Annotated in this window: 20 protein-coding genes; 11 read left to right on the forward strand and 9 right to left on the reverse strand. The window is 48.8% G+C overall.

Annotated elements, in window-relative coordinates; translation table 11 throughout:
• Positions 1-115: 115 nt before the first annotated feature.
• Positions 116-982: a pyridoxal-phosphate dependent enzyme gene (locus tag P2H89_RS25190; protein ID WP_275832241.1), complete on the reverse strand. Its 867-nt coding sequence runs from the start codon at positions 980-982 to the stop codon at positions 116-118.
• A gap of 141 nt (positions 983-1,123) precedes the next feature.
• Between P2H89_RS25190 and P2H89_RS25195 the strand changes: the two genes are divergently transcribed.
• Positions 1,124-2,026 (forward strand): sugar phosphate nucleotidyltransferase, encoded by a 903-nt coding sequence (locus P2H89_RS25195; protein ID WP_275832243.1) that lies wholly within the window; start codon positions 1,124-1,126, stop codon positions 2,024-2,026.
• Between the two features lie 133 nt (positions 2,027-2,159).
• On the opposite strand, the gene P2H89_RS25200 is transcribed toward P2H89_RS25195, so the two are convergent.
• Complete coding sequence (locus P2H89_RS25200) at positions 2,160-3,269, reverse strand: serine protease (protein ID WP_275832245.1); 1,110 nt, start codon at positions 3,267-3,269, stop codon at positions 2,160-2,162.
• A complete protein-coding gene (locus P2H89_RS25205; protein WP_275832247.1) occupies positions 3,269-3,838 on the reverse strand; it encodes a sigma-70 family RNA polymerase sigma factor in 570 nt (189 codons plus the stop codon). Before P2H89_RS25205 ends, P2H89_RS25200 begins: the two co-directional genes overlap by 1 nt.
• Before the next feature lie 207 nt (positions 3,839-4,045).
• On the opposite strand from P2H89_RS25205, the gene P2H89_RS25210 reads away from it, so the two are divergent.
• The 6 genes from P2H89_RS25210 (at position 4,046) to P2H89_RS25235 (ending at position 12,068) form a co-directional block, all read left to right on the forward strand.
• A complete protein-coding gene (locus tag P2H89_RS25210) occupies positions 4,046-4,243 on the forward strand; it encodes a hypothetical protein (protein ID WP_275832249.1) in 198 nt (65 codons plus the stop codon).
• 781 nt (positions 4,244-5,024) lie between these two features.
• The gene (locus P2H89_RS25215) at positions 5,025-6,383 is read left to right on the forward strand and encodes a Mur ligase family protein (protein WP_275832252.1); all 1,359 of its coding nucleotides are present in this window, start codon (positions 5,025-5,027) and stop codon (positions 6,381-6,383) included.
• Positions 6,384-6,399: 16 nt separating this feature from the next.
• Positions 6,400-7,167, forward strand: coding sequence for a 3'-5' exonuclease (locus P2H89_RS25220; protein ID WP_275832253.1), 768 nt, complete (start codon positions 6,400-6,402; stop codon positions 7,165-7,167).
• Between the two features lie 77 nt (positions 7,168-7,244).
• Positions 7,245-8,042 (forward strand): polyprenol monophosphomannose synthase, encoded by a 798-nt coding sequence (locus P2H89_RS25225; protein WP_275832255.1) that lies wholly within the window; start codon positions 7,245-7,247, stop codon positions 8,040-8,042.
• Between the two features lie 88 nt (positions 8,043-8,130).
• Complete coding sequence (locus P2H89_RS25230) at positions 8,131-9,021, forward strand: DMT family transporter (RefSeq protein WP_275832257.1); 891 nt, start codon at positions 8,131-8,133, stop codon at positions 9,019-9,021.
• Between the two features lie 101 nt (positions 9,022-9,122).
• Positions 9,123-12,068: a prolyl oligopeptidase family serine peptidase gene (locus P2H89_RS25235; RefSeq protein ID WP_275832259.1), complete on the forward strand. Its 2,946-nt coding sequence runs from the start codon at positions 9,123-9,125 to the stop codon at positions 12,066-12,068.
• 109 nt (positions 12,069-12,177) lie between these two features.
• On the opposite strand, the gene P2H89_RS25240 is transcribed toward P2H89_RS25235, so the two are convergent.
• The gene (locus P2H89_RS25240; RefSeq protein ID WP_275832261.1) at positions 12,178-12,894 is read right to left on the reverse strand and encodes a hypothetical protein; all 717 of its coding nucleotides are present in this window, start codon (positions 12,892-12,894) and stop codon (positions 12,178-12,180) included.
• 196 nt (positions 12,895-13,090) lie between these two features.
• Here P2H89_RS25240 and P2H89_RS25245 point away from each other — a divergent pair, with 196 nt between their 5' ends.
• On the forward strand, positions 13,091-13,612 hold the full coding sequence (locus P2H89_RS25245; protein WP_275832263.1) for a histidine phosphatase family protein: 522 nt from the start codon (positions 13,091-13,093) through the stop codon (positions 13,610-13,612).
• A gap of 78 nt (positions 13,613-13,690) precedes the next feature.
• On the opposite strand, the gene P2H89_RS25250 is transcribed toward P2H89_RS25245, so the two are convergent.
• Positions 13,691-15,058: a dihydrolipoamide acetyltransferase family protein gene (locus P2H89_RS25250; protein ID WP_275832265.1), complete on the reverse strand. Its 1,368-nt coding sequence runs from the start codon at positions 15,056-15,058 to the stop codon at positions 13,691-13,693.
• 183 nt (positions 15,059-15,241) lie between these two features.
• A complete protein-coding gene (locus tag P2H89_RS25255) occupies positions 15,242-16,498 on the reverse strand; it encodes a CinA family nicotinamide mononucleotide deamidase-related protein (protein ID WP_275832267.1) in 1,257 nt (418 codons plus the stop codon).
• A gap of 120 nt (positions 16,499-16,618) precedes the next feature.
• Here P2H89_RS25255 and dacB point away from each other — a divergent pair, with 120 nt between their 5' ends.
• The 3 genes from dacB to P2H89_RS25270 all read left to right on the forward strand — a co-directional run bounded on the left by dacB (position 16,619) and on the right by P2H89_RS25270 (position 19,057).
• Complete coding sequence (dacB, locus tag P2H89_RS25260) at positions 16,619-18,013, forward strand: D-alanyl-D-alanine carboxypeptidase/D-alanyl-D-alanine-endopeptidase (RefSeq protein ID WP_275832269.1); 1,395 nt, start codon at positions 16,619-16,621, stop codon at positions 18,011-18,013.
• 170 nt (positions 18,014-18,183) lie between these two features.
• Positions 18,184-18,645: a carboxymuconolactone decarboxylase family protein gene (locus P2H89_RS25265; protein WP_275832271.1), complete on the forward strand. Its 462-nt coding sequence runs from the start codon at positions 18,184-18,186 to the stop codon at positions 18,643-18,645.
• Between the two features lie 73 nt (positions 18,646-18,718).
• The gene (locus P2H89_RS25270) at positions 18,719-19,057 is read left to right on the forward strand and encodes a YciI family protein (RefSeq protein ID WP_275832274.1); all 339 of its coding nucleotides are present in this window, start codon (positions 18,719-18,721) and stop codon (positions 19,055-19,057) included.
• Between the two features lie 69 nt (positions 19,058-19,126).
• Here P2H89_RS25270 and P2H89_RS25275 read toward each other — a convergent pair whose 3' ends face one another.
• Genes P2H89_RS25275 through P2H89_RS25285 form a run of 3 tightly spaced genes read right to left on the reverse strand, consistent with a single transcriptional unit; the run spans position 19,127 to position 24,772 of the window.
• The gene (locus tag P2H89_RS25275; RefSeq protein ID WP_275832276.1) at positions 19,127-20,161 is read right to left on the reverse strand and encodes a TlpA disulfide reductase family protein; all 1,035 of its coding nucleotides are present in this window, start codon (positions 20,159-20,161) and stop codon (positions 19,127-19,129) included.
• A 35-nt stretch (positions 20,162-20,196) separates the two neighbouring features.
• Positions 20,197-21,726, reverse strand: a complete 1,530-nt coding sequence (locus P2H89_RS25280) for a hypothetical protein (protein WP_275832278.1) — start codon at positions 21,724-21,726, stop codon at positions 20,197-20,199.
• Positions 21,727-21,736: 10 nt separating this feature from the next.
• Positions 21,737-24,772 (reverse strand): SusC/RagA family TonB-linked outer membrane protein, encoded by a 3,036-nt coding sequence (locus P2H89_RS25285; protein WP_275832280.1) that lies wholly within the window; start codon positions 24,770-24,772, stop codon positions 21,737-21,739.
• Positions 24,773-24,875 lie beyond the last annotated feature (103 nt).

Raw genomic sequence — 24,875 nt, forward strand, 5'->3', positions numbered from 1 at the left:
CGCAAAGATAGGACTTGCAGCACTACAGGGCACTGGCAAGCGAATTTTGTACCGTTTCATCATTTAGGGAGCCTACGCGTCAAAAAAAGTCTTTAGGAGCTTCTAAATCACCCTTTTAAAAGCACAGTGTACCTGCAGGTAGTGACCGGTTGCCCTGCAGGCCGCCGCTATGAATGGCAAGGATCTCACTGCCGGGCTGAAAATAACCCTGTTGAATAAGGTCGTACAGGCCATACATTAGTTTTCCTGTGTATACAAAATCGGTTGGTAAACCCGTTGCCTGGTAAAGCTGGTTCATGAAGGCCAGCAGCGTATCGTTCTTGCGCGCGTAGCCGCCAAAATGATAGTCATAGATCAATTGCCACGAACTGGAGGTGCTATGCTGGCCGATCATAGACAACAGGCTGTTGTCGTCATGGTTGGCCAGCTTGAGGCTAGAGAAGCCTAGCACCTGCTGATGCGGTGCGATGCTGTTGATGATCCCGGAAAACATGGTGCCGGTACCCGCCGCGCAGGCTACGTGCGTAAAGGAAGCGGCATTTGTCAACGACAGTATCTCTGCTGCACCTTGTACACCTGCTGCACTTTGCCCGCCTGCCGGTACGATCAGGTAATCGGGATATTGTTGCTGCAAAGTGTCTATAAGAGCTTGTTCATGCTGGAAAACGCTACGGGGCACATACTGAATTTGCATACCATAGCGTTTAGTGTCGTGCAAAGTATGAGACAGTACGGCAGGTTCTTCTCCACGTACAATGCCGATGGCTGCAAGGCCTTCCAGGTTACAGGCTATGGCAGTAGCCACGAGGTGATTGGAATAGGCGCCACCAAAAGTGAGTATCCCTTTCTTTTGCAGTTGGAAAGCCTGCTGCAGGTGGTATTTCAGCTTGAACCATTTGTTGCCCGATAGTACAGGGTGTATGAGATCGAGGCGCAGCACGGCAACGCGAACGCCTTTATCCCTCCACTGTTCATGGGTCAAAGGCTGCACGAAAGCTTTTGCGCAATCGACTGTCCTATTTGTATCAATACTTCTCAAGTATGTATCAATAGCCGTTAAGATATATTTTGATCACTTATTTTTATATATTTTCGTGCCCGAATCTTTAAAAATACGATAATAATGCAACCAACCTTGTTGATCTTAGCTGCCGGTATGGCTTCCCGCTATGGAAGTATGAAACAGATCCAGTCTTTCGGACCCGGTGGTGAAACGATCATGGACTATTCTATTTATGACGCCATCCGCGCTGGATTCAAAAAGGTAGTATTCATCATCCGCAAGGATTTTGCCGAAGACTTTAAAGCCATCGTTGAACCAAGGCTCAAAGGTCGTATCGAGATCGATTATGTATTCCAGGATTTGAAGTCTTTTACCAATGGATATGAAATACCTGCCGATCGCAGCAAACCCTGGGGTACTGCCCATGCGGTATTGTGTGCTAAAGATGCCGTGAAGGAACCATTTGCGGTGATCAATGCCGACGACTTCTACGGTCGCGACGCATTTGAAAAAGCGTATAAATTCCTCACTACCGATGTAAAGGCTAAAGTATGGTCTATCATCGGTTACGAATTGCTGAAGACCCTCAGCGACAACGGTACCGTAAATCGTGGCGTTTGCCAGGTTGATGCACAGGGTAACCTGTCTTCCATCGCTGAGCGTTTGAATATTGAAATGAAAGATGGCGTGATTGTTACCGAAGATACTTTTGTACCCAAGGAACTGCCCCGCGATTCCAGTGTGTCGATGAACTTCTGGTGCTTCGATCCCGCTGTGTTCGATTATTCTCAAGAACTCTTCACTGCATTCCTGAAAGAAAGCGGTACGCAACTGAAATCGGAGTTCTTCATTCCTATCGTGGCCGACCAGTTCATTAAGGATAAAGTGGGTGTTATTAAAGTGATCCCTACTTCTTCTGAGTGGTTTGGTGTTACTTACAAGGAAGATGCGCCTGAAGTAAAGGCTAACCTGGAGAAACTGGTGAATGCCGGTGAATATCCTCCTGCTTTGTGGACTAAATAATCCTGATCATATTTTGATTGATGAAAGCGCTTCCTCCGGAGGCGCTTTCTTATTTAATACCCCCCCTGAAAATACAAAGCTCCGTCTGTTGAGGACGGAGCTTCTATTGTCAGTACTTGAGTAAAAAAGCTGCTTAGTAGCGGATCACCATGAACATGCAATCTTCGATCTTTTTGATCTGCTGTATGCGGTCGAGGCCTTTGATAGAGGAGGGGAGCAGCAACTTGATACGATCTTCGTTCGTGCTGTCTTTCCTGATCTCGTGCAGGGCCGTAAAGATGTTCCTGGTACGGCTTGAGAATACCACGCCTTCGGCTGTGGTTTGTTTGCCACTGAGGATGCCGATCACTTCACCGCTGTGGTTGAAGATGGGGCCGCCGGAGTTACCGGGGTTGGCAGAGATGGCCAACTGATAAGTAGTGGTGTCGCCGTTGTAACCTGTTTTAGCACTCAGGTAACCTTTATTATAAACGATCTCGGTAGACGTTCTTGGGAAACCCATAGTAAATACATCTTCGCCAAGATCAGCCAGGTTCTTTTGTAAGGCGTAGGGCAGGTTCTTGATGGGTTGATAGCGGTTATCAACGATCTTGAGTACCGCGATATCGGTTTGCTTATTGACGTAGAGTGTAGAAACTTTGAAATAGTCGCCTTTGGTGTTTTGAATATAAACAGAATCTGCATTGGCAACGATGTGCGCGCTGGTTACGAGGTAACCTTTGCCATCGATCAGGAATCCGGTACCGCCGCTTTTAGGATCGGCAGGTGGAATGAACCGGGTACTGGCTTGTCCAGTCAGTGCATTGATCTTTTTATCGGTAATTGTTTGCGTTCTTTTAATATTGGCCAGTTCACGCGATAACAATTGTATTTCAGAAGCAGGCTTAGGTGCAAAATAGTAGGCGATGGCGCTGATGGTAAGGGCAGTGATACCGGCAATGGAAGCCGCAACGGCTACTACACGCTGGTATTTTTTCCAAAGTTGTACCACAGTAGCGCGGGGCGCTTTTTCCTGTATGGAGCCCGTCTCGAGGAGTTCGGAATGTACATCGTGGAGGGTGGCTTTGTATTGTTTCCAATCGCTGAAGCGGTCCATTTGTTGCAGGAACATGGAATGCTCCACCACCAACTGATCTACTTCGGGATTGGTTTTGCGCAGCTGTTCAAAGAAAGCCTTTTCGTCGGCGGGCATTTCATTGTTGAGGTAGCGCTCCACGGCATCCAGTAATTGCATCTCTTCCATTACGGTGTGTTGTTTTTGTAAGCAGCGAAGAATAACTTCTTCAACCGCATTAAACATTTGTATTTCTGGTTTTTGGCATTATCGGCGTTGGTGTAGCCGAAATGGCCCGCAATGTCAAGCATATTCCTTTTCTGGATGTAGAAAGCTTCGAGCAGGCTTCGGCAGGGTTCGCCGATGTGCTGCATGGCTTTCTCCATCATCTGGAATTCAGTGTTCCTTTGTCCGTGTGCCTCTAGTTCATCTTCTACCGGAACAGTTTCACTGACGTTCTCGATATCCGATACGAACTTTTGTTGCTGTTGCAGCCGCTTCAACCATAACCTCCTGCAAACGGAGTAGATATAGGTCTTTAACAGGCAGTTAAGCTCGAAAGTTCCGGATCGGGCTTTTTCATATAAAACGATCATGGCTTCCTGGAAAACGTCCCGTGCATCGTCGGCCGAACCATTGTTGTTGATTATCAACGTCTGCACCATATTATAGTGCTGCTTGTAAATGGTCTCAATGGCTTGCCGGTCATCTTTTGCCAGTCCTTCCAATAAAGCTATTTCCCGGGGATCTGTTTTCACGTAAACCGTATTATTAATACCCAAATTAATGAGAAGTAACCCAAAATCGGGGCGCAAAGGCTGAATTTGGGAGATTTCGGCGCACAAAGTACTGTGTTCCTGTGGCTTAAAAAATATTTAGAATTTTTTTGAGGAGGCGGGGTTACCTTTTTCCTGTTTCAGTATTAATCCTTAAATCATCTGTTAACAAAACAAAAAACGGTACAAATGAAAAAGCTCCTGTTAGTATTGGCAATCGGCGCATTCGTAGCATCTTGCAATGACGGTGGAACTGCAACTGAAACTAAGTCTGATTCTACTGCAGCTCCTGCTCCTGCTGCTGATTCTACTGCAACTCCTGCTGACTCTACAGTTAAGGCTGCAGATTCTACTGCAACGCCTGCTGCTGACTCCACGAAGAAATAAGTTTTTTTTCATATGGCAAGCAATCGTTAGAGGCCGTCCTGTTCCCAGGAGGGCTTTTTTCTTTTGGGACCGTCCGGGAAATTTGTAGTTGAAGACATTCCGTTGCAACCGACCGTCATGCCTGACCAGGCAAGCTGGAAAGAGCACCGTGCACGGGCGGCCAATGATTACCTAAGTGCTTATTTTGTACCGGTTTATGCCACGAGAACACCGAATATGTACCGAATGAGGCATGAATGAGGTCCGACGAAGGTTAATGCAGGGGCATAAAAAAAGGCACCATTGTTATGATGCCGTCCAGAAGATCAAATCTATTCGTGCTGTTGCTTAGCGGTAACCCGACATGCCCTGAGTAGACTTACAGCCGCCTCTTGAAGCTGTGCAAGAAGTTACAGTAACGCCAAGTGCAACGATCAATGCGATAATAGTCAAAATCCGTTTCATTTTTGTGGTATTTAGGTTTGAGAATAAGCCTGATGAATTGGAATTAAAGGGATGGTAACAAAACGATCATCAGGAAATTCAAAGGAGCGGATTAGGCTAAATCAAAGGACTAAATGAGTACGGAAATTGATAGGGATTGGAGAGTAGGAGGGGATCAATTGCGTTTGATGAGTCAAAGAAACAAACTAAATTCGGTTCTTGCAAGATGGGGTACAAAAAAAGATCCCTCCAAACACAATAAAACAACTTCCCTGGCACATAATTACCTGTTACATAGGTAGTAAAACATAATGGGTAAGGCTCAAAACAATTAAAATCTTACCTTTCGGCTTCGCATATGAAAGTACATTTTATAGCCATTGGCGGTAGCGTAATGCACCAGCTTGCCCTGGCACTCAATAGGAAAGGATATTTAGTTACAGGCAGTGATGATGAGATATTTGAACCCGCCCGGTCGAACCTGGCCAAAGCGGGCATACTCCCGGAAGCCGAAGGCTGGTTTCCTGAAAAGATTGCTGCATCAATCGACGCTATCATTTTGGGCATGCATGCCAAGGCCGATAACCCGGAACTGCTGCGCGCCCGTGAACTAGGATTGAAGATCTACTCTTTCCCTGAATACATTTACCAGGAAAGTCAGCAAAAAACGCGAGTGGTAGTAGGCGGCAGTCACGGTAAAACGACCACCACCTCCATGATCATGCACGTGCTGAAGCAATCTGGCAAGGCTTTCGATTACCTGGTGGGGGCCCGCCTCGAAGGATTCGATCAATCGGTCAATATTACCGATGCACCGGTGGTGGTGTGCGAGGGCGACGAGTATCCTGCCAGCACCCTGGAGAAAAGACCTAAGTTCCATTTCCTGTTTCCCCATATCGCGATCCTTACCGGCATCGCCTGGGATCACATCAATGTATTTCCCACATTCGATTTTTACCTGGAGCAGTTCGTCATTTTCATCAATAAGATCGAGGCAGGCGGCATCCTTATCTATAATGAAACGGATGCGGTACTGCGCAAACTGGTGGAAGACAACAAACGGGCAGATATACGTTATCAGCCTTACGGCGTACCTGCACACCATATACAGGATGGCGTTACCACCGTTAGTATCAACGACCAACCTACTACGCTACAGGTTTTTGGTGATCACAACCTCATGAATCTGTATGCTGCCTGGTATGCCTGTCGCGAACTGGGCGTCGATGCTACAACCTTCACGAAGGCCATTGCCACCTTTACAGGTGCAGCCAAACGCCTCGAACTGCTGGCTAAAAATGATCGTACCATCGTATACCGCGATTTTGCGCACGCTCCTTCGAAGGTGAAAGCCACTATTGACGCTGTCAAGCAGCAATTTCCCGATCGTCAATTGATCGCCTTGCTCGAACTGCATACGTACAGCAGCCTCAATGAACAGTTCATGACAGAATACAAAGGAGCTATGGATAAGGCCGATTCGGCGGCTGTATTTTACTCGGGCCATGCGCTCGAATTAAAACGCATGCCCCCGCTTCCCAAAGAGAAGGTCGTGGAAGGTTTCGGCAAAAAAGGGCTGGTTGTCCTTAATCAAAAGGAGGAACTGGTACAATGGTTGCAGTCACAGGCATACCAAAACGCCAATTTGCTTTTGATGAGCTCCGGTAACTATGATGGAATAGATATGCTTACATTTGCAAAAAAGGTGACCAATTAACCCAATATCAAAATTGATGTTACAATTAGCAAAGCCATTAGCGATCATTGACCTGGAAACAACAGGTATTAACCTCAGCACGGACCGTATTGTAGAGATTGCCATTGTGAAGATCCAGACGGACGGCACCAAGCAGGTAAAGCGTAAGCTGATCAATCCGGAAATACCCATTTCTGTTGTTTCGAGTGATCTGCATGGCATTACCAATGAAATGGTAAAAGATGCCCCAACATTTAAGATGGCTGCCAACGAGATCAAGCAGTTCCTGGATAATTGTGATCTGGCCGGCTACAATTCCAACCGTTTCGATATTCCGATGCTGGCAGAAGAGTTCCTGCGGGTTGGGCTCGATTTTGATTTCAAGGGTCGTCGCCTGGTCGATGTGCAGAAGGTGTTTCACCTGATGGAGCAACGTACCTTAAGTGCTGCCTATAAATTTTACTGTAATAAGAACCTGGAAGGGGCTCATGGCGCCGAGGCCGATGCTACAGCCACCTGGGAAGTGCTGGTAGCCCAGATCGAAAAATACCCCCAGTTGGGTAATACGGTCGAAAGCATTCTCAAAGTGATCGGCGAAGACAATACGGTTGATTTTGCCCGCCGCATGATACTGGAAAACGGTGTCGAGGTATTCAATTTCGGTAAACACAAGGGAAGGGCGGTTGCCGACGTCTTAAGGGCTGAACCCCAGTATTATGATTGGATGATGAAAGGTGATTTTCCGATGCACACCAAGCAAAAACTCACCGAGATCTTCAATAGAACCTTGTTAAAGAAGGGCTAAAATGCCTATGTGAGGAATTTGGGCAAAAACTGCCGCCTGAATTGTCGTAAATTTGTGAATCTCATTGATTGCCTGATTTGGATAAAATAGTAATCATACCCACTTATAATGAGAAGGAAAATATAACCCTCATTATCGACGCAATATTTGCATTGCGGCAAGGCTTCCACGTGTTGGTGATCGATGACGGTTCACCAGACGGAACAGCAGCCATTGTAAAGTCACTTCAGTTAAAATATACTGGTCAGTTATTCCTGGAAGAGCGTACCGGCAAACTCGGTTTGGGTACGGCCTATATCCACGGGTTTAAATGGTCGCTCGCGAAGGGTTATCGCTTCATCTTCGAGATGGATGCCGACTTCTCCCACAATCCCACCGATCTTCAACGTTTATATGAAGCCTGCAAGAACGGTGCTGATGTAGCCATCGGCTCACGTTACGTAGCCGGCGGCGGCACGGTAAACTGGCCCCGCAACAGGATCCTCCTTTCTAAAGGCGGTTCGTTGTACACAAGGCTTATTACCTGGATGCCCGTTAAGGATACAACGGCAGGCTTTGTATGCTACCGTGCAGAAGTTTTGGAAGCCATCAACCTCGACCAGATACAATTCCTGGGTTATGCTTTCCAGATCGAGATGAAGTTTGCTTCCTGGAAACTCGGTTTCAAGATCAAGGAAGTGCCCATCATTTTTGAAGACCGCAAGTTCGGTGCTTCTAAGATGCACAAGGGCATTGTGAAGGAAGGTATCCTGGGTGTATTGAAGCTTCGCTGGCACAGCCTCTTCAAAGATTACCGCAACCGGGTAAAGAATACCGGTGCCCCCACTGTATTTCCTACCATGCAGGGAGAAGATCAGAAAGTAAAATGGGGATAGCCCATAGTGCCTGCAGGCCGGGAAAGGCCATTTCCACCACTTTTCATATTTTCTAAAGCAGCTACTGGCTTCTTTATTATCTTGCTGCATGCGCAAAGCGTTACTTCAGTTACACGGGGCCGTGCTGCTGGCAGGCTTCACCGGCATCCTGGGCCGTTTGATCACCTTAAATGAAGGCCTCCTGGTTTGGTACCGCCTCCTCTTTACAGCCGTAACTTTGTGGCTATTATTCTTTCTGCAAAAGAAGTTGCAGCGCATCCCTTTTCAACAGATCATGAAGATTACCGGAGTGGGTGCCATTGCGGCCCTGCACTGGGTAACCTTTTATGGCAGCATCAAATACGCCAACGTTTCTGTAGCCCTGGTTACTTTTTCGGCGATCGGGTTTTTCACCGCACTCCTTGAACCCATTGTGCTGCGCAAACCGATCAACTGGACCGAGCTGCTGCTTGGGCTCATCGCCATTCTCGGCATCTCACTCATCTTCCACTTCGATCCACAGTACAAGACAGGTATCGTTATTGGATTGATCTCGTCGCTGCTGGGCGCTCTTTTTCCTATCCTCAACCGCCAGTTGCTGCAGCAGCACACGCCCGAAACAGTTACGTTGTACGAACTGAGTGGCGGCTTCCTGTTCCTCAGTTGCCTCATACCATTTTACTTACAGGCTTTCCCCGCCGACCATATCCTCCCTACCTGGAGCGATCTGGGCTGGTTGCTCGTACTCGCCTGGTTCTGTACGGTGCTGGCTTTTATGTTGTCGATGAATGCGCTCAGGAGATTATCAGCCTTCACTTTCAACCTCACGTATAACCTGGAGCCATTATACGGTATTGCTTTGGCCTTTGTCGTTTACCGGGAAGATAAGCTGTTGAAGGGTTCCTTTTATATCGGCCTGTCATTCATAGTACTATCGGTATTGCTACAAACCTGGCTCGTGTACAGGGCCCATAAGAAGAGCAAGCTGTCTGTTGCCTGATGCCATAGCTACGGGCTTCTTTATGAACGGCCACAATGGCTGATGATAAAGGACGTCAAATGAGCAATTAGAGTAATTTTATTTCCAAACCAATCGTAAATATGAGACGACTAATCTACCTGCTACCGGGCTTGCTGTGCTCTGTTGCCCTGATGGCACAGAAAAAGCCCCTCGACCATTCAGTATATGATGGTTGGCAAAGTATCGGCGAACGCGCCATCAGCAATAACGGCAAATACGTGGCCTATGCCATAACTCCCCAGGAAGGCGATGCCACCCTGGTGTTGCAGGCAGCAGATAATTCCTGGAAGAAAGAGATTGCCCGTGGCTATGGCGCCACCATTACAGAAGATAGTCGATTCGTCGTATTCAGGATACGTGCCCCCTTTAAGGATACCCGTGATGCACGCATCAAAAAGAAAACGCCCAACGATATGCCCAAAGATAGTTTGGGTATCATAGAGCTGGGTAAAACCGATCTCACCAAAATAGCCCGCATTAAATCATTCAAAACACCTGTTAAGGGTACTGGTCAGTGGATGGCTTACCTGCTTGAAAAGGCCGTGCCGGAAGCTTCAAAACCTGCAAAACCCGACTCGCTCACACAGGTCAATAACCTGTTGCGCATGGCTGATAGCCTGGTGCGTGTGGCAGACAGTTTGCGTGGTAAGGTTACCGAGGCACAATCGAAGGGACTTGCTGCATTGCAAGCACCTAAGCGGGAAGGTGGCAGAACTGGCCGCGGTGGTGAAGAAGTGGAAGAAGGTACCGAACTGGTATTGCGCAACCTCTATACCGGCGAAGAAAAGAAGTTCAAACTGGTGAACGATTATTTCTTCAGCGAGCAGGGCAATGTACTGGTCTATAAAACGACCCGTAAGAATGGCGATAGTTTGTCGAAAGCAGCGTTACTGTGGACAAGCCTGCCATCGGGTAAAGTTGATACGGTGATGCGTAAATTCAACGACATCAAAAATATCGCGTTCGATGAAACAGGTGCTCAACTGGCATTCGTGGCAGAAAGAGATAGCGTTACCAAGGCCCTGCAGAAGTTTTATAAACTGTATTATTATAAACCCGGCTTCGACAGTGCCCGCCTGCAGGTAGACCGTTCTACCGCCGGCGTAAGCAAAGGCCTCACGGTAAGTGAAAATTATTTCCTCACCTTCAGTAAAGATGGCAGCAAGTTGTTCTTCGGATTGGCTGCTATCCGTAAACCCAAGGATACCACGTTGGTGGAATTCGAAACAGCCAGGCTCGATGTGTGGCACTATAACGACGACTACCTGCAGCCACAGCAATTGCTGCAGTCGGCCGGCGAACTGCGCAAAAGCTATGCATCGGTATTACACATTGGCAGCGGTAAGTTAGTACAACTGGGTACCGATAGCTCCGATAATATTCAACTGGTTGATGAGGGCAATGCAGGGTTTGTATTGGGTACTTCCAGCAAGGGCAACCGGGTAGAAGCGCAATGGCAGGGATTCTCCCGCCAGCGTGCCTATATTATTTCGCTGGCCGACGGTTCGCACAAACTGATCAGAGATAAGCAAAGAGGATTCTTTGCTGCTTCTCCCAAAGGCAACTTTGTTCTGTGGTACGATATGCCCACAAAGCAATACTTTACTTATGAGGTAAGCACAGGAACGGTCAGGAACATAACACAGAAAGTAACTGCCCATTTGTATGATGATGAAGATGATCATCCCGATGATCCGTCTTCCTTTGGTACGGCGGGTTGGCTCGATAATGATGCGGCAGTATTGATCTATGACCGTTACGATATCTGGCAGGTAGATCCACGGGGCGAAAAGTTGCCTGTGAACGTTACCGGCGGTTATGGCAAAAAGAATAAGATCGTGTTGCGGTATGTGCGTACCGATCCTGAACAGCGCACCATTGCACCCGATGAGCAGATCATCATGGATGCTTTCAACAGAACTACCAAATACGATGGTTATTTCACCAAGAAGCTCAGTGTAGCCGGTGATCCGGTAGAACTGAGCATGGCCCCTGTTTCGAACGTGGCGCCCAGGAAAGCCAAACAGGCCGATGTATTCATCTTGGGTCGCATGAATGTGCAGGAAGCTGCCAACGTGTATACCACCAGCGATCTTACATCCTTCACCCGCCTTAGTGAGATCAATCCCCAGCAGAAGGACTATAACTGGCTTACTTCCGAGCTGGTAAAATGGAAGATGTTAGATGGCAAAGAAGCGGAGGGCTTGCTGTTCAAACCCGAGAACTTCGATCCTAAAAAGAAGTATCCCGTTATCTTCTATTTCTATGAGAGGGACGCCGATGGCCTCTATAATTACCGGGCTCCGGCGCCGAGCGCTTCTACGGTGAACATTGCCTATTTTGTTTCGAACGGATACCTGGTCTTCGATCCCAATATCTATTACAAGAATGGCGAGCCGGGCGAAAGCGCTTACAACTCCGTAGTTTCCGCTGCCCGCTACATGGCCAAAATGCCCTGGGTAGACTCTACCAAGATGGCGATACAGGGACAAAGCTGGGGTGGTTACCAGGTGGCTTACCTGGTTACCCGTACAAAGATGTTTGCGGCAGCAGGTGCCGGTGCGCCCGTGGCCAATATGACGAGCGCCTATGGTGGTATTCGCTGGGGCTCGGGCCTCAACCGCCAGTTCCAGTACGAGCATTCACAGAGCCGCATTGGCGCCACGCTGTGGCAAAAGCCAGACCTGTACCTGAAGAACTCTCCCTTGTTCAAGGCCGATAAGGTAACGACCCCTCTGCTCATCATGCACAATGATGCCGACGGTGCTGTACCCTGGTACCAGGGCATTGAATACTTTACCGCTTTGCGCAGGCTGGGCAAAAAGGTATGGATGCTTCAATACAACGGCGAAGACCATAACCTGGTAGAGAGAAGGAACCGCAAGGACCTCAGCATCCGCCTGGGCCAGTTCTTCGACCACTACCTGAAAGGAGCCCCTGCCGCCAAATGGATCGCTGAAGGCGTACCCGCTACCGATAAAGGCATCGATTGGGGTACTACGGTAGAGGAAAAGAGAGCCTTTTAATACCTCCGTTGAGCACGACTCAACCTATCATAAAGTGTAACTGAAAAAGTCCGCAAGTAGATTCCAATGGAATGCTGCTTGCGGACTTTGTATTGATGAGCAGGTTAGATCAGGCGGCGGTGGTGATATACCTCACCAGGCTGCGTTTGGCTACCGGCAGCAGGGTTTCGTCTACGGGAAACGTTAGCTCCGTCTCGATCGAATACACGGCCGGGTTGGGCAATTCTCGTTTATGGCGGATAAGCTCGGCCTTGATATTCTCGTAGGTATTGACCATATTCTTTTCCCACTGATCAACATAATCGGTCCGGATGGCCCGGTACTTTTCGTCGTGCTTTTCGAAGATGCTGAGGCGGTACTGGTATACGCGGGTATTGCGGTGCGTACCCTCGCTGAGGAAGAAATAGCCTTCCCGCACATCGAGTGGTATAAGCCCTACCGGGTAGATGATGAGCTTGTGCTCGACAAATTCATAGATCTCGGTACCGTTCTGGATGGCCTTTTGCATTTTGCCGGCCGAGTAGTTGATGATGTCTTCCAGTTCCTGCATCATTTCATCGTCTTCAATGATCTGCTCGTACAGCAGTTGCAGCTTCTCCAGCTGAACCCCCGTGAGTTTTTTGGGGAACTGCTCCTGCAGGTATTTTTTGTTCTCGCGGAAGGCGACAAGGTTGTTGTAATGAAAAATGATGTCCGCCAGCTGGGGGTATAGCTTATTGGCATCGAAGTACTTGTTCACTTCCTGGAGGTAGGCGAGCAGGGTGTATTTCTTCAGCTCGAAGTCGATATAGCCATCGGCAAACCAGGTTTCGGAGAGTGTCTTCATCTGGTAATTATTTTTGGTCTGATGATGCTGCGGGCTACCGACAGCGCTAAGCCTGTTGGTTTCGTATGGCGTTACAACCAGCGTGATAGCCTCGTCCTCACATCATGCTTAAATGGTTTAGCGGTTAATTGAATTTACGAAAATTGACGCCTATTTCGAAAGGTCGTTTAATTTTAGACTGTTAAAACTCTATCAAATGAAACTGCTTTTTGCAATATTGTCCCTTTCCTTACTGCTAACGTCCTGCCGGCATACTTATTATGTGGTTCGCCACGCCGAAAAGGCCGTTCCTTCGCCCGGAACTACGATGTCTACGCCCAACGATCCTCCCCTCAGCGAGGCTGGACAAAAGCGTGCAAACATGCTGCAGGTGGTCCTGCAAACCAAAAAGATAGATTACATCTTCTCTACCAACACGATCCGCACCCGCAGCACGGCCGAGCCGATACGCAACTTTCGCGATCTTACCATTCAAACCTATGGGCCCATGCCCGATTCGGCCTTTATAGCCCGGTTGAAAGCTCTAAAACGAAATACGCTGATCGTGGGCCACAGCAATACGGTCGACAATATTGTGAACGGTTTGACAAATGCAAACACCATTCCCGCCGATCTGGAAGACAGTGAATACGATAACCTGTTTGTGATCACCTATAAGCGCTTCCTGGGCACTACAATCAAATTTGAGCGGCAGAAGTATGGAGCGCCTTCGAAATAGGCCTTCAGCCATAGCGGTATAAAAAGAAAGCCCGGGATTAACCCGGGCGTTTCGCTTAAAATAGCCAGCAACACAACACTAAATTTCCCGATCCGGGTTAAAATGTTCGAGTTCTTTTGCAACGGCATTCAGGAAGGTAGATCCTAATGCGCCGTCTATAATGCGGTGATCGTATGACATAGACAGGTACATCATGTGGCGGATGGCAATGGAATCGCCCTGTTCTGTTTCAATGACAACAGGCCGCTTCTTGATCGCTCCTACAGCCAGGATGGCTACCTGCGGCTGATTGATGATCGGTGTGCCCATCAGGCTACCAAATGTACCCACGTTGGTGAGGGTAAAGGTGCCGCCCTGCGTATCATCAGGCTTCAGCTTCGCATTGCGGGCATTGCTGGCCAGGGTATTCACCTGCTTGGTGAGTCCTACCAGGTTCAGCTGGTCGGCGTTCTTGATAACCGGAACGATGAGGTTGCCACTTGGCAATGCGGCTGCCATGCCGATATTGATGTCTTTTTTAAGAATGATCTTATCACCGTCAACACTGCTGTTGAGCCACGGATATTTCTTGATGCAGCGGATCACGGCTTCGATGAAGAGCGGTGTAAAAGTGAGCTTTTCGCCTTCGCGTTTTTCGAATTGCTTCTTCACCTTCTCACGCCACAAAACCATGTTGGTTACATCCGCTTCGGTAAAGCTGGTAACATGGGCGCTGGTTTGTACGCTGTTGATCATGTGATGGGCGATGGCCTTGCGCATGCGGTCCATTTCAATGATCTCCACGTTGCCGGAATAAGTAGTGATCTGCGAGGTCTGTGCCACAGCAGGTCTTGTTTCCTGGGACCTGATGATCTCAGGCTGGGCAACGACCTTTGTTTCGGCAGCAGGTGCACGCTGTATCAGTTCAACGGGTTTGCCCGCCTTCTTCGCTTCAATATAATGGAGAATATCTTTCTTGGTAACCCTTCCTTCATTACCGGTGCCGGGAATGGCTTCCAGTTCGCTCATGCTTACACCTTCACCGGCAGCAATGGTAAGTACGAGGGGCGAATAAAAACGACCTGCATTGCCATTGACGGGTGCAGTAGGCTGCGTATGCACGACGGCTGTTTCGGCAACAGGTCTGTTGGCCTGCGGGCTGGATGTGCCCTGGTTACCGGCGGCAGGTTGTTGTGGCTTTTGAACAGGAGCAGCGGGCTCTGCAGCGCCGGTGCGAATGCGGGCGATCACCGTACCGATGGGCACCACGTCATTTACATTGAAGAGCACTTCTTCAATAACGCCTTCTGCTGTAGAGGGAACTTCACTGTCTACTTTGTCCGTGGCTATTTCCAGCACGGTTTCGTCCATCTTCACAGGATCGCCGGGTTGCTTGTGCCACTTCAAAACAGTGGCTTCCATGATACTTTCGCCCAGCTTAGGCATTACCAGGTCAACAACTGCCATAATGAGTTTCCGGTTTTATTTTAGTTTTTTGGTTCCCAACAAAAGGTTGGCTGTCTGTGGTGGGGCTACCATATTGAAAAAGAATACGGTACAAAGAAACAGCAATCAACACAAACAACAAACTTCATCCTTTGAACGTCCCCAAGGGGCCAAAGGTAATGATTTTACTAACAATCGTTCGCCTCAGCCCTGCTCTTCGATAAATTTTCTGAGGAAGTTGAGGCTGTTGTTGGCGGTCATTTCAATATTCCGCATCCTGTCGAACCGGAAATTGAATTGCTGGGTCACGATCTTTTCCTGGTTGCCTACCGCTACCCAAACCATACCTACCGGTTTTTCGGCAGTGCCGCCATTGGGACCCATAATGCCCGAAGTGACCAGCACATAATCGGTATGCAGGGCATCGAGTGCCCCCTTTACCATTTGCCGCACCGTTTCTTCACTGACGGCCCCGGTGGCTGCAATCGTGGCGGGTGATACGTGTAGTACATTTTCTTTGATCTCATTGGCATACGATACTATACTGCCTTTATAATACGCGCTGGAGCCCGGTACAGAAGTGATGAGATGGGCGATATAACCACCGGTACAGCTTTCGGCCGTGCCCATGGTTTTACCCTGTTCCATTAGTTTTTTGCCGACTACCACATGCAATGGCAGATCTTCGTCGATCACCATCCACTGCTTCACCAGTACTTTGAGTTTGGCAAACTCGGTGTCGAGGTCCTTGTCCAATTGGTCCTTGTCGGGGCCGGAGCCGGTGATGCGCAAGCGTACCATACCGTAATTAGGCAGGTAGGCGAGTTTAAGGTGTGCAGGAAGTTTTTCTTCCCAGGATTGTATCACATCGGCCAGGTAACTTTCTCCGATACCCGCTGTGTGCATGGTGCGGTGTGCAATGTGCGGCATGGTGAAATGCTGTTGCAGGCGGGGTATCACTTCGGTTGTCATCAGCCCTTTCATTTCATGCGGCACGCCGGGAAGGGATATGAAAACACGGCCATCTTTTTCGAACCACATGCCTGGCGCCGATCCACGTGCGTTGGGGAGTACCGTGCAAACATCGGGCACTTCGGCCTGCTTAAGGTTGCGCTCGGTGAGCGGCCTGCGGTAAATGTTTTCGAAGAGGTGATGCAGGAAGGCCAGTGTCTTTTCATCGACCACCAGTTTGCCGCCGAAGTATTCGGCCAGCACCGGCTTGGTGATATCGTCCGCTGTGGGGCCCAGGCCTCCCGTCAGGAGGATGATCTGTGTGTCATGAGCCTGATCGTTCAGGGCGTTGATGATCTCCTGTTTATCATCACCCACCGCTACCCGTCGCTTTAACCAGATGCCTGCCTTATTCAATTCCTGCGCCATCCAGGTGCTGTTGGTGTCTACTACCTGTCCTATCAATAATTCATCGCCAATGGTAATGATTGATGCATATACCTGTTCCATAGCATTTCTAATTGGGCCACAAAGGTAGGGGATCAGCCGAAGATCGACTTATTGGTGCACAGCAATGCGTAATTCATAAATTTTCGTTACGTTGGTGATCCATTAACAGAAAGTACTGTCATGAAGAAAATTGTCTTTTTTGTTGCCTGCTGGTGCTGTATTTCGGTGGTTGTTGGGCAAACCCTGCCGCAAGAACTGGCAAAGGCCGTACAACAGTTCGAAGCAGCTCCCTCGATGAAATATGCCACCTTTAGTTTATATGTGGTGGATATGAAAACGGGCAAACCTGTTTTTGATCATCACGGTAATGTTGGACTGGCACCTGCCAGCACCCAGAAGTTGTTTACCAGTGCAGCTGCCTTTGAATTGCTGGGTCAGCAATATAGTTACAAAACGAAACTAAGCATTGATGGTGCCACACAGGCCGGCGTTTTAAAAGGCAATCTGTATATAACGGGCAGTGGCGATCCAACACTGGGAAGCTGGCGTTGGAAAGAAACCCGTGATTCTGTTGTATTGAAGCAATGGGTGAATGAACTTAAAAAGGCTGGGATCACCCGGTCGGTAGAGGGTGCCATCCTATCAGTAAATAATGGGTTCTCTACGCAGGCCATACCCGATGGATGGATATGGCAGGATATCGGTAACTATTATGGTGCAGGTGCCTATGGCATCAACTGGCAGGAAAACCAGTACGACCTTCATTTGCGGTCGGGCGCCGTTATCGGCGATAGTGTTGCGATCACTGAAGAAGCAGGTCGTGTGGTTACCTATACGAACGAGTTGAAAGCTGCTGCGAAGGGTAGCGGTGATAATGCTTTTATTTACCTGAGCCCGTCACCACGGCAAAACCAGTTGGTAAGCGGTACCATCCCTGTCAATGAAAAAGCTTTCTCCATATCCGGTGCTTCGGCCGACCCGGCCGGCGACCTTACCGCCGACCTCACGAAGGCTTTGCAGGGGGTGGGTGTTCGGGTTAGCGGCAGGCAACATAAAGCCGTAGCCGGCAACAAGGTGGCCCCAAGGATCATTAGTACCATCACTTCACCACCACTTGATAGTATCAACTATTGGTTTCTGCGGCGCAGCATCAACTTGTATGGCGAAGCATTGGTGAAAACACTTTCTTTAGAGAAAACAGGTGTTGCTGCTACCGATAAGGGAGTTGAACTGTTGCGCGATTTCTGGCAGCAGCAGGGTATCGATAAGGGCGCCATCCATATCATGGATGGAAGCGGCCTTTCTCCACAAAACCGCGTTACCACGGGATCGCTGGTGCAGGTACTGCAATATGCCCGCACACGGCCCTGGTATACTTCCTTTTACAATTGTTTGCCCGAGTTCAATGGCATGAAGATGAAAAGCGGGTCTATTGGAGGCGCACGCGCCTTTGCCGGTTACCATACTGCCAAAGATGGTAATGAATACGCCTATGCGATCATCGTCAATAATTATGATGGTTCCTCCGGCGATGCAGTGCGTAAAATGTACCAGGTGCTTAACCTGTTGAAATAATCCAGTAGGAAGGCTGTGCTGCTATTATCTGTTTCTTTTCGTTCAGTCTCAATAGGTTGCGAGAGCACCAAAATAATGTAAAAATTATTTGCTGCAGGTTGTCCAATTGTGTCCCCTCCGGTCATTATTGATATGTAATCACAAACGATCAATAATAAAATCAACAAACCATGGGACAAAGGCTTAACATCCACGCAACAGGACAACAGGCAATGAAAGCAGTGTACGGACTGGGTATTTACCTTGCTAAATCACCGGTTGAGCAATCATTGCTGAACCTGGTCTACTACCGCGTATCGCAGATCAATGGCTGTGCTTATTGCCTCGATATGCATTCGAAAGATCTCCGGGCAAAAGGTGAAACCGAACAAAGGTTATTTGTACTGGACGCCTGGCGTGAAGCTCCATTCTATTCGGCGCGCGAACGGGCTGCATTGGCCTGGGCCGAAGCGCTTACTAAATTTTCCGTTGGTCATGTGCCCGATGCGATCTATGAAGATGCCAGGAAAGAGTTTTCTGAGCAGGAGTTGATCGACCTTACCATAGGCGTGATCACCATCAATAGCTATAATCGTATTAATATTGCTTTTCCGGCGCCAGTGGGCGGTTATCAACCAGGGCAGCACGGATAAGTGTATGCTGCAGCGGCCTTCATTTGTATTCAATGATCTCTTAATCTCATTACAAACTATTTAAAGTATAACCATGAAAGAGTTTATGTTACTGTTCCGCCAACCGAGTTATGACTATAGCCAAACATCACCTGCCGAGATGCAGGACCTGTACAGGAAATGGCAGGATTGGGTAGGGGGCATTGCCAGTCAGGGCAAGCTGGTGCAAACCGGTATCCGCCTTGCCGAAGAAGGAAAAGTGTTGCGGGCCGGCGGTGTTGTCACCGATGGTCCTTTTGTAGAGATCAGGGAAAGGTTGGGAAGCTTTTTGGTGATCAAGGCAGATGACCTCGATGCGGCTACTGCTATGGCAAATGGCTGTCCGGCCCTTGATGCAGGCGGTAGTGTGGAGATCAGACCGGTATTTCAATAAGCAGTTACCGATAAAAAATGGGTTCCCGCGCATTGCCGGGATCCCATTTTCTTTGTTAGTAATAAGCGATTAGTTGATCAACTCGGCCAGCTTTTTCTCCAGCTCTTCGCCACGCAGGTTCCTCGCGATGATCTTGCCGCTTGGGTCGAGCAATACATTGCCCGGTATGCCGCGAATGCCGTACAGTTTGGCCGGACCGCTATCCCAGAACAGCAGGTCAGATACCTGGGGCCAGTTCAATCCATCTTTTTGAATGGCTTGTATCCAGGCGTCTTTTTTGCTGTCGAGCGATACACCGAAAACAGAGAATCCTTTATCCTTGTACTTGTTGAACACACGAACGATATTGGGGTTCTCCCTTCTGCAAGGTCCGCACCAGGCCGCCCAGAAATCAACCAGCAGGTATTTGCCGAAGTGGTTGGATAGTTTTACCAGCTTGCCATCAGGACCCGGTAATTCAAAGTCGGGGGCTTTTTCGCCGATCGCCGTACTACGCAGCGAAGCCGGCAATTCCTTTAACAACTTAACGTATTGGGTATTGGAAAGAGAGGCATCCAGCAGGTTGGTGTATTTCACTACCTCATCGGCCGAGAGGCTGGGAGAGAAATAGCGGTACAGTACAAAGGCTGAAACGATAGATGCCGGTTGTTCCTTGATGAAAGTTTCGATATTGGTATTCCGGGCGTTCTGTTGGTACAGCTTATAGCGGTCTGCCGCTGCTGAGCCGGTAATGGTCGAGTTGCGGCCGCCTCTTGCCGTATCGAGCTTAATGGTTAGGTCGTTTTTACTGTCTATAAAAACAAACAGCGTAGACAATTCTCCTGGATCAGTAGAGATACCATAGAGTTCAGGGATCTCAAGTTTGGCTGCGAAGGAGAACTTGCCATCTTTCACGATCGATGAGTCGATCACAAAGAACATCTTGTTCTGGTAACGTTGCAGGTAAACTTTGCCTGCATTGGCAATGCCAACGGCTTCTCCTTTTATCCTGACCAGTTCTTTAGGCGGATTGGCAAAGGCCGATGTGGCGCCTGCCGATAAAACCAGCATCCCAAGGATGGCGCCGGTAATCTTACAGAGTCGAGTTATCGAATTTTTGATCATAACTGATATATTGGTAGGTGAGTAATCGTTGTTGTTTATTCCGAAGCCTTCCAGCCTTCATTGGGCGCCGTAGCTACTTCGCCGTACTTGCCTTTTTCGCCAAAGAAGGCTTTGCCGCCGAATGTGTATACCTGCGTTTTGGTTAATTCAAGCTGAAGTTGCGGAATGGGATACTCGGTAGGTGTACCTCCCACCAGCAGGTTGTTGCGACGCATAAACGTAAAGGGCACAAAGGCGCCACCTGCTGCATCAATCTCGATGGCATATTCATAGTGTAGTGCCTTCCTGAGATCGGCTTCATTGGCTGCCACCACAGGCAGTTTACCTTTAGCGATACGCGAAGCTGTAGCATCATTCAGTTCGGCGGCGGCGCCATTATAGTCCTTCAGCCAGAATTTGGCTTCTGCTTTCAGCAGGCGGATCTCTTCAAAGAGGAAATAGGGATTAACGGCATCGGGCACGTTCAGGGTATTACGGCTATTGTACCACCGTTTCCTGAAGTAGTTGGTGAATAAACCACGTCCGCGCGACTCGAGCATAATACCAAAGCTGGCAGTGTAACCGAAGTATTCATAAAACCTTTCATCATCGGTAGTAATGGCCGGCAGTATGCCGCTGGTAGGGTAAAACTTAGGCGTATTACCGGTTTTATCGGCGAGGTAGGCCACTTTAAGATCGGGAGCCAGCCAGCCCGATCCATCGGCGTTGCGTTGAACCAGGTTGGTCACCAGCTGGTTGTAATACCCCCCGGTAACGGTATTGATGGTATAATCGGCGGTGATGCCTTTTGACGCATAGCTCAATACCTTATTCCAGAAATCATTGCCAAGCGCCGCTGCTTCGGTTTTGTCTCTGGGTTGCGAAGAAAGTATCCGCGCGATCAGCGAGTTAACCAGTTTGGTAAAGGTGGCTTTGGGAATGGTTATCCCTGCCAGGAAGTCGAATTTGAAGCTGGTGTTCTCATCCGCCAGCTTGATCGCTTTTTCAAGATGTGCGACGCCATTTGCAATGAGCTCTTTATAAGAATTGGGAAGTGATCTTTTGGACAGGTTCAAGGTATCCACAATGATACCCCTGTCGAATATTACACCGAGGTATGCTTGTGCCAGTCCCTTTGAAAAGTAAGCCGCTGCCTGGCAATCCTTGGTGCGGTCGTTGCCCGCATTGTCGACAATCTTCAGCTTTTGGTTTTCGATGATGTCGAGCGCAATGGTGGCATCCAGGTTCGACTGGTAAAAGTTATTATAAAACGTATTCCAGGTTACAGCACCCCGGTACGAAGCGTTGTTATTGAGCCGCAGCCTTGGCTCGTTGGCAAAATCCCACCAGGAAGAGTTGCCGTTGGTATTGGTTGTTTGATCGGCCAGTAAGCTGAAATGCGTACCGGATGAGCTCGTAGAAGTACTGAAGGCTGTTTGCACACTACTGGTTACCAGCCGGTATCCGAGGTCCGGCACTTTGATCACTGCTTCATCATTGGTAAGCGTAGTGGGATCATCGAAATTGAGCTTCTTGCAGGAAGCCAGGATCGTGACGGAGGCCAGTATATAGATTGCTTTTTTCATTGAAGTTTTTTTAGAAGTTGATGGTAAGTCTTCCGCTGAAGGTGCGGTAGATGGGGTAGGCATAGAAGTCGATGTCAAACCCTTCGGGCGTTACGCCGGTAAAGTCGGTCCAGGTATACAGGTTGCGGCCAATGGCAGAGAGCTTGGCTCCCTTAACAATGCGGCCGATACCCAATTTCTGCACAGGCAACTGATAGCTGAGCGAAACTTCGCGGAGTGATACGTAGCCGCTGTTTTCCAGCCAGTAGTCGGTTGTTTGCTGAGCATTGAACACAGCCGTTGTGAAAGGCAGGGGCAAACCTGCAGCCACTGCTCTGTCTGTGAATGTTGAGCGATATTGATAAGTGAGGTAGTTAACGGTCTCATTATACTTTTGTCCGCCCTGTTTCCAATCCAGCACTGCATAGAGTGAAAGGGGGCCCCAGCTTACGGTGTTGGTAAAGCCTACCTGGAAGTCTGGCTGGGCGTCTCCAATAACCTTGTTGTTGCCGGTAGCTGCATTTTGATAGAATACCGGTGTTTCTGCAGATGTACCGATCTGGCTTTTCAACACCACAAAACCAAGTTGGTTGACGGTGAAGTCTTCGGGCTTCAGGGTGCCGCCTGCTGCATTGGATACAAAACCTTTGTCATCTACTTCCAGCTGCGAGAGGCTGGTAAGAATGCTGTAGCCGTAGTAAGAGTAAGGGCTGATGCCGGTTGCCTTGCGGAAATCGCCGGAGACGAACTCGGGCACAGTACCCAGTGAAGTGATCCTGCTTTTTACTTTGCTAAAGGTGGCGCCGGCGCTCCAGTTCCATTTCCTGTCATTGATGATCGTACCATTAACCTCCACTTCAAAAGAGCTTGATTTCACTTCGCCCATATTGCTCCATATGTAGGCTACACCATCTTCGGGACCAAAAGGCGGTTTACTGATGAAGTCGCTCTTGCTGCTGGCTTTTGCATAGTTGGCCTGCACGTTGATCTTGTTGAAGAGCACGGCGTCGAAACCAACTTCAAGTTCGGAGGTCACGGCGCGGGTTAGTTCGGTATTACCGGCGCGTTGGTAGCTGACGCCGCCTGAGCTGGTCAATGCCACCTGGCTTTCTTTGGCGCCATAGCCCGGCAGGCTACCAGCCTGGCCGTAGGCTACACGAAGTTTAAGGTCGGTAACGGGACCCAGGGCGATGTCTTCCGTAACGCGATAAGCCAGCGAAGCACGGGGAAACAAAGTGGTTTCTACATTGCTACCGAAACGAGAGCTTTGGTCCAACCGGGCTAATACGTCGAGGAATACTTTATTCTTCCAGGCCGATTTAACGTTGAGGAAGTGGCCATAGTTCACCAGTTGCGACCAGGAGGAAGAGCTGGCGCGGGAAGCTGCTTCTACTACACTCAAACTCTTTACCGGCGCTGTGAGGTTATAACCCGAAGCGCTGAGGCCAGTATTACGTGATTCTTCATACACGGTCTTGAGGTTCACCCCAAAGTCGAGATCACCAAAATGGTCGGTATAGTTTAACTGTACTTGCCCGTTCTTGGAGGCCTGGCGGTCGTTGGATAATCCATAGTAACCGTTGTTCCTGGTGATGTCGGGTGTAAGGGTCTGGTATCCTTTGGGATAATAGTCTTCGCGCTCATTGTACTCGTTCTGGAAAGCTCCTGCGATCTCAGCCGAGATCTTTTTGGAGAATTTGTATTTAAGACGGCCGCCGATCAGGAAGCTGTTGGAGGTATTGGAATATTCGCGGTAGCTCAATTGGTAGAAGGGGTTGCCTACGTTGAATTTTTGGATATCGAATCCATAAGGCTTGAAGGCGTATCTTCCATCGGCCTGCTTTTCGGTAAGGTCGACGAATGGTTCATACAGGAGCGCTGAATACAATACCGAACCTGCTCCGCTGGAGGAGAGGGAAGCGGAAGGTGTATTGCGGTTGAAGTATTGAAGCGTTACTTCGGTTTCGATGTTCTTGTTGGGTTTGAAGCCAACATTAAGCAGGGCAGTTCTGCGGGTATCGGGATCGATGGGGCCAGCGATGCCTCCTTTCGACTGATTCTGGAAAGAGCCAAACAGGTTGAATTTTTCACCGGCTGTTGATACGGACACGTAGTTGGTGTAGTACGGATTGTTGCTCAGCATATTGTTCACGTTATCGTTGTACTTCGTGTACCTATGCTGATTGAGGGAGAAGCCATTGTCTTTAAAATCCAACGTTCTGTTATTGCCAGAGCTCAATACAAAGGAGCCGTCGGCATTAACTTTATAGAAATGGTATTGCGAGGTAGGGGGTGTGCGTTGCACGTCACTAACGCCATATTCATTATCTACGGTAATATTGATCTTGTTGAGACCCTTTCCTTTTTTGGTGATGATCTGGATTACTCCACCTTCACCGCGGGTGCCATAGAGGGCAGAAGCGGCAGCGCCTTTTACGACCTCGATCGATTCAATGTCCTGTGGGTTAAGATCGGAAAGGCCCAGGCCTGTTACATAACCATCTACTACAATCAGCGGGGCGATATTTCCATTGATGGATTTGGCGCCTCTCAGGTATACAGTAGCGCTTTGGTTACCTGCCGCCTGGTCTATCTGAATACCGGCCACCTTGCCACGTAGTGACTGGGAGGCATCAGTGGCAGGTACGGTATTCAATTGTTCGGTACTTACTTTGGTGAGGGCAAAAGACAGTTTTTTACGGCTGGTTCCTTCTGCAACGCCGGTTACCACTACGTCTTCGAGTTGGTTGGCCAGTTCCTCCAGTTTTACTTCCACGTTTTCCGTACTAACGGTAATGGTTTGGGGTTTGTAGCCCACAGAACTTACCACGAGTATATAGGGCAGTTTCTGTCCGGTGCGAAAGGTGAATTTGCCATCCGCATCAGTGATCACACTATGGGTGGTATTGCGGATACTTACGGTAGCACCTTCGAGCGGCGTGCCTCGTTTTTGATCAGTAACCCTGCCATGTAGTACAGAGTTGATGGTGGAGTTGGCGTTTTGGGCGAAGATGTGCAATGGCAACAATAAAATAGCCATTAACCACATCCGGAGATGTTGCTTCATTCGTATACATTATATAGTTAAAAAATCAGGGGCTGGATAGTATGGGCATGGAAATTGCCTTTCACCTGTATGGCGACAGATGGCATGTAATGGCAATGACGAA

The sequence above is a fragment of the Paraflavitalea sp. CAU 1676 genome (genome assembly GCF_029223285.1).
Lineage (GTDB): Bacteria > Bacteroidota > Bacteroidia > Chitinophagales > Chitinophagaceae > Paraflavitalea.

Coding starts and splice junctions, on each gene's coding strand:
- P2H89_RS25195 (WP_275832243.1), top strand. CDS start 1,124: ATGCAACCAACCTTGTTGATCTTAGCTGCCGGTATGGCTTCCCGCTAT.
- P2H89_RS25200 (WP_275832245.1), bottom strand. CDS start 3,269: ATGGAAGAGATGCAATTACTGGATGCCGTGGAGCGCTACCTCAACAAT.
- P2H89_RS25210 (WP_275832249.1), top strand. CDS start 4,046: ATGAAAAAGCTCCTGTTAGTATTGGCAATCGGCGCATTCGTAGCATCT.
- P2H89_RS25215 (WP_275832252.1), top strand. CDS start 5,025: ATGAAAGTACATTTTATAGCCATTGGCGGTAGCGTAATGCACCAGCTT.
- P2H89_RS25220 (WP_275832253.1), top strand. CDS start 6,400: ATGTTACAATTAGCAAAGCCATTAGCGATCATTGACCTGGAAACAACA.
- P2H89_RS25230 (WP_275832257.1), top strand. CDS start 8,131: ATGCGCAAAGCGTTACTTCAGTTACACGGGGCCGTGCTGCTGGCAGGC.
- P2H89_RS25235 (WP_275832259.1), top strand. CDS start 9,123: ATGAGACGACTAATCTACCTGCTACCGGGCTTGCTGTGCTCTGTTGCC.
- P2H89_RS25240 (WP_275832261.1), bottom strand. CDS start 12,894: ATGAAGACACTCTCCGAAACCTGGTTTGCCGATGGCTATATCGACTTC.
- P2H89_RS25245 (WP_275832263.1), top strand. CDS start 13,091: ATGAAACTGCTTTTTGCAATATTGTCCCTTTCCTTACTGCTAACGTCC.
- P2H89_RS25250 (WP_275832265.1), bottom strand. CDS start 15,058: ATGGCAGTTGTTGACCTGGTAATGCCTAAGCTGGGCGAAAGTATCATG.
- P2H89_RS25255 (WP_275832267.1), bottom strand. CDS start 16,498: ATGGAACAGGTATATGCATCAATCATTACCATTGGCGATGAATTATTG.
- dacB (WP_275832269.1), top strand. CDS start 16,619: ATGAAGAAAATTGTCTTTTTTGTTGCCTGCTGGTGCTGTATTTCGGTG.
- P2H89_RS25265 (WP_275832271.1), top strand. CDS start 18,184: ATGGGACAAAGGCTTAACATCCACGCAACAGGACAACAGGCAATGAAA.
- P2H89_RS25270 (WP_275832274.1), top strand. CDS start 18,719: ATGAAAGAGTTTATGTTACTGTTCCGCCAACCGAGTTATGACTATAGC.
- P2H89_RS25275 (WP_275832276.1), bottom strand. CDS start 20,161: ATGATCAAAAATTCGATAACTCGACTCTGTAAGATTACCGGCGCCATC.
- P2H89_RS25280 (WP_275832278.1), bottom strand. CDS start 21,726: ATGAAAAAAGCAATCTATATACTGGCCTCCGTCACGATCCTGGCTTCC.
- P2H89_RS25285 (WP_275832280.1), bottom strand. CDS start 24,772: ATGAAGCAACATCTCCGGATGTGGTTAATGGCTATTTTATTGTTGCCA.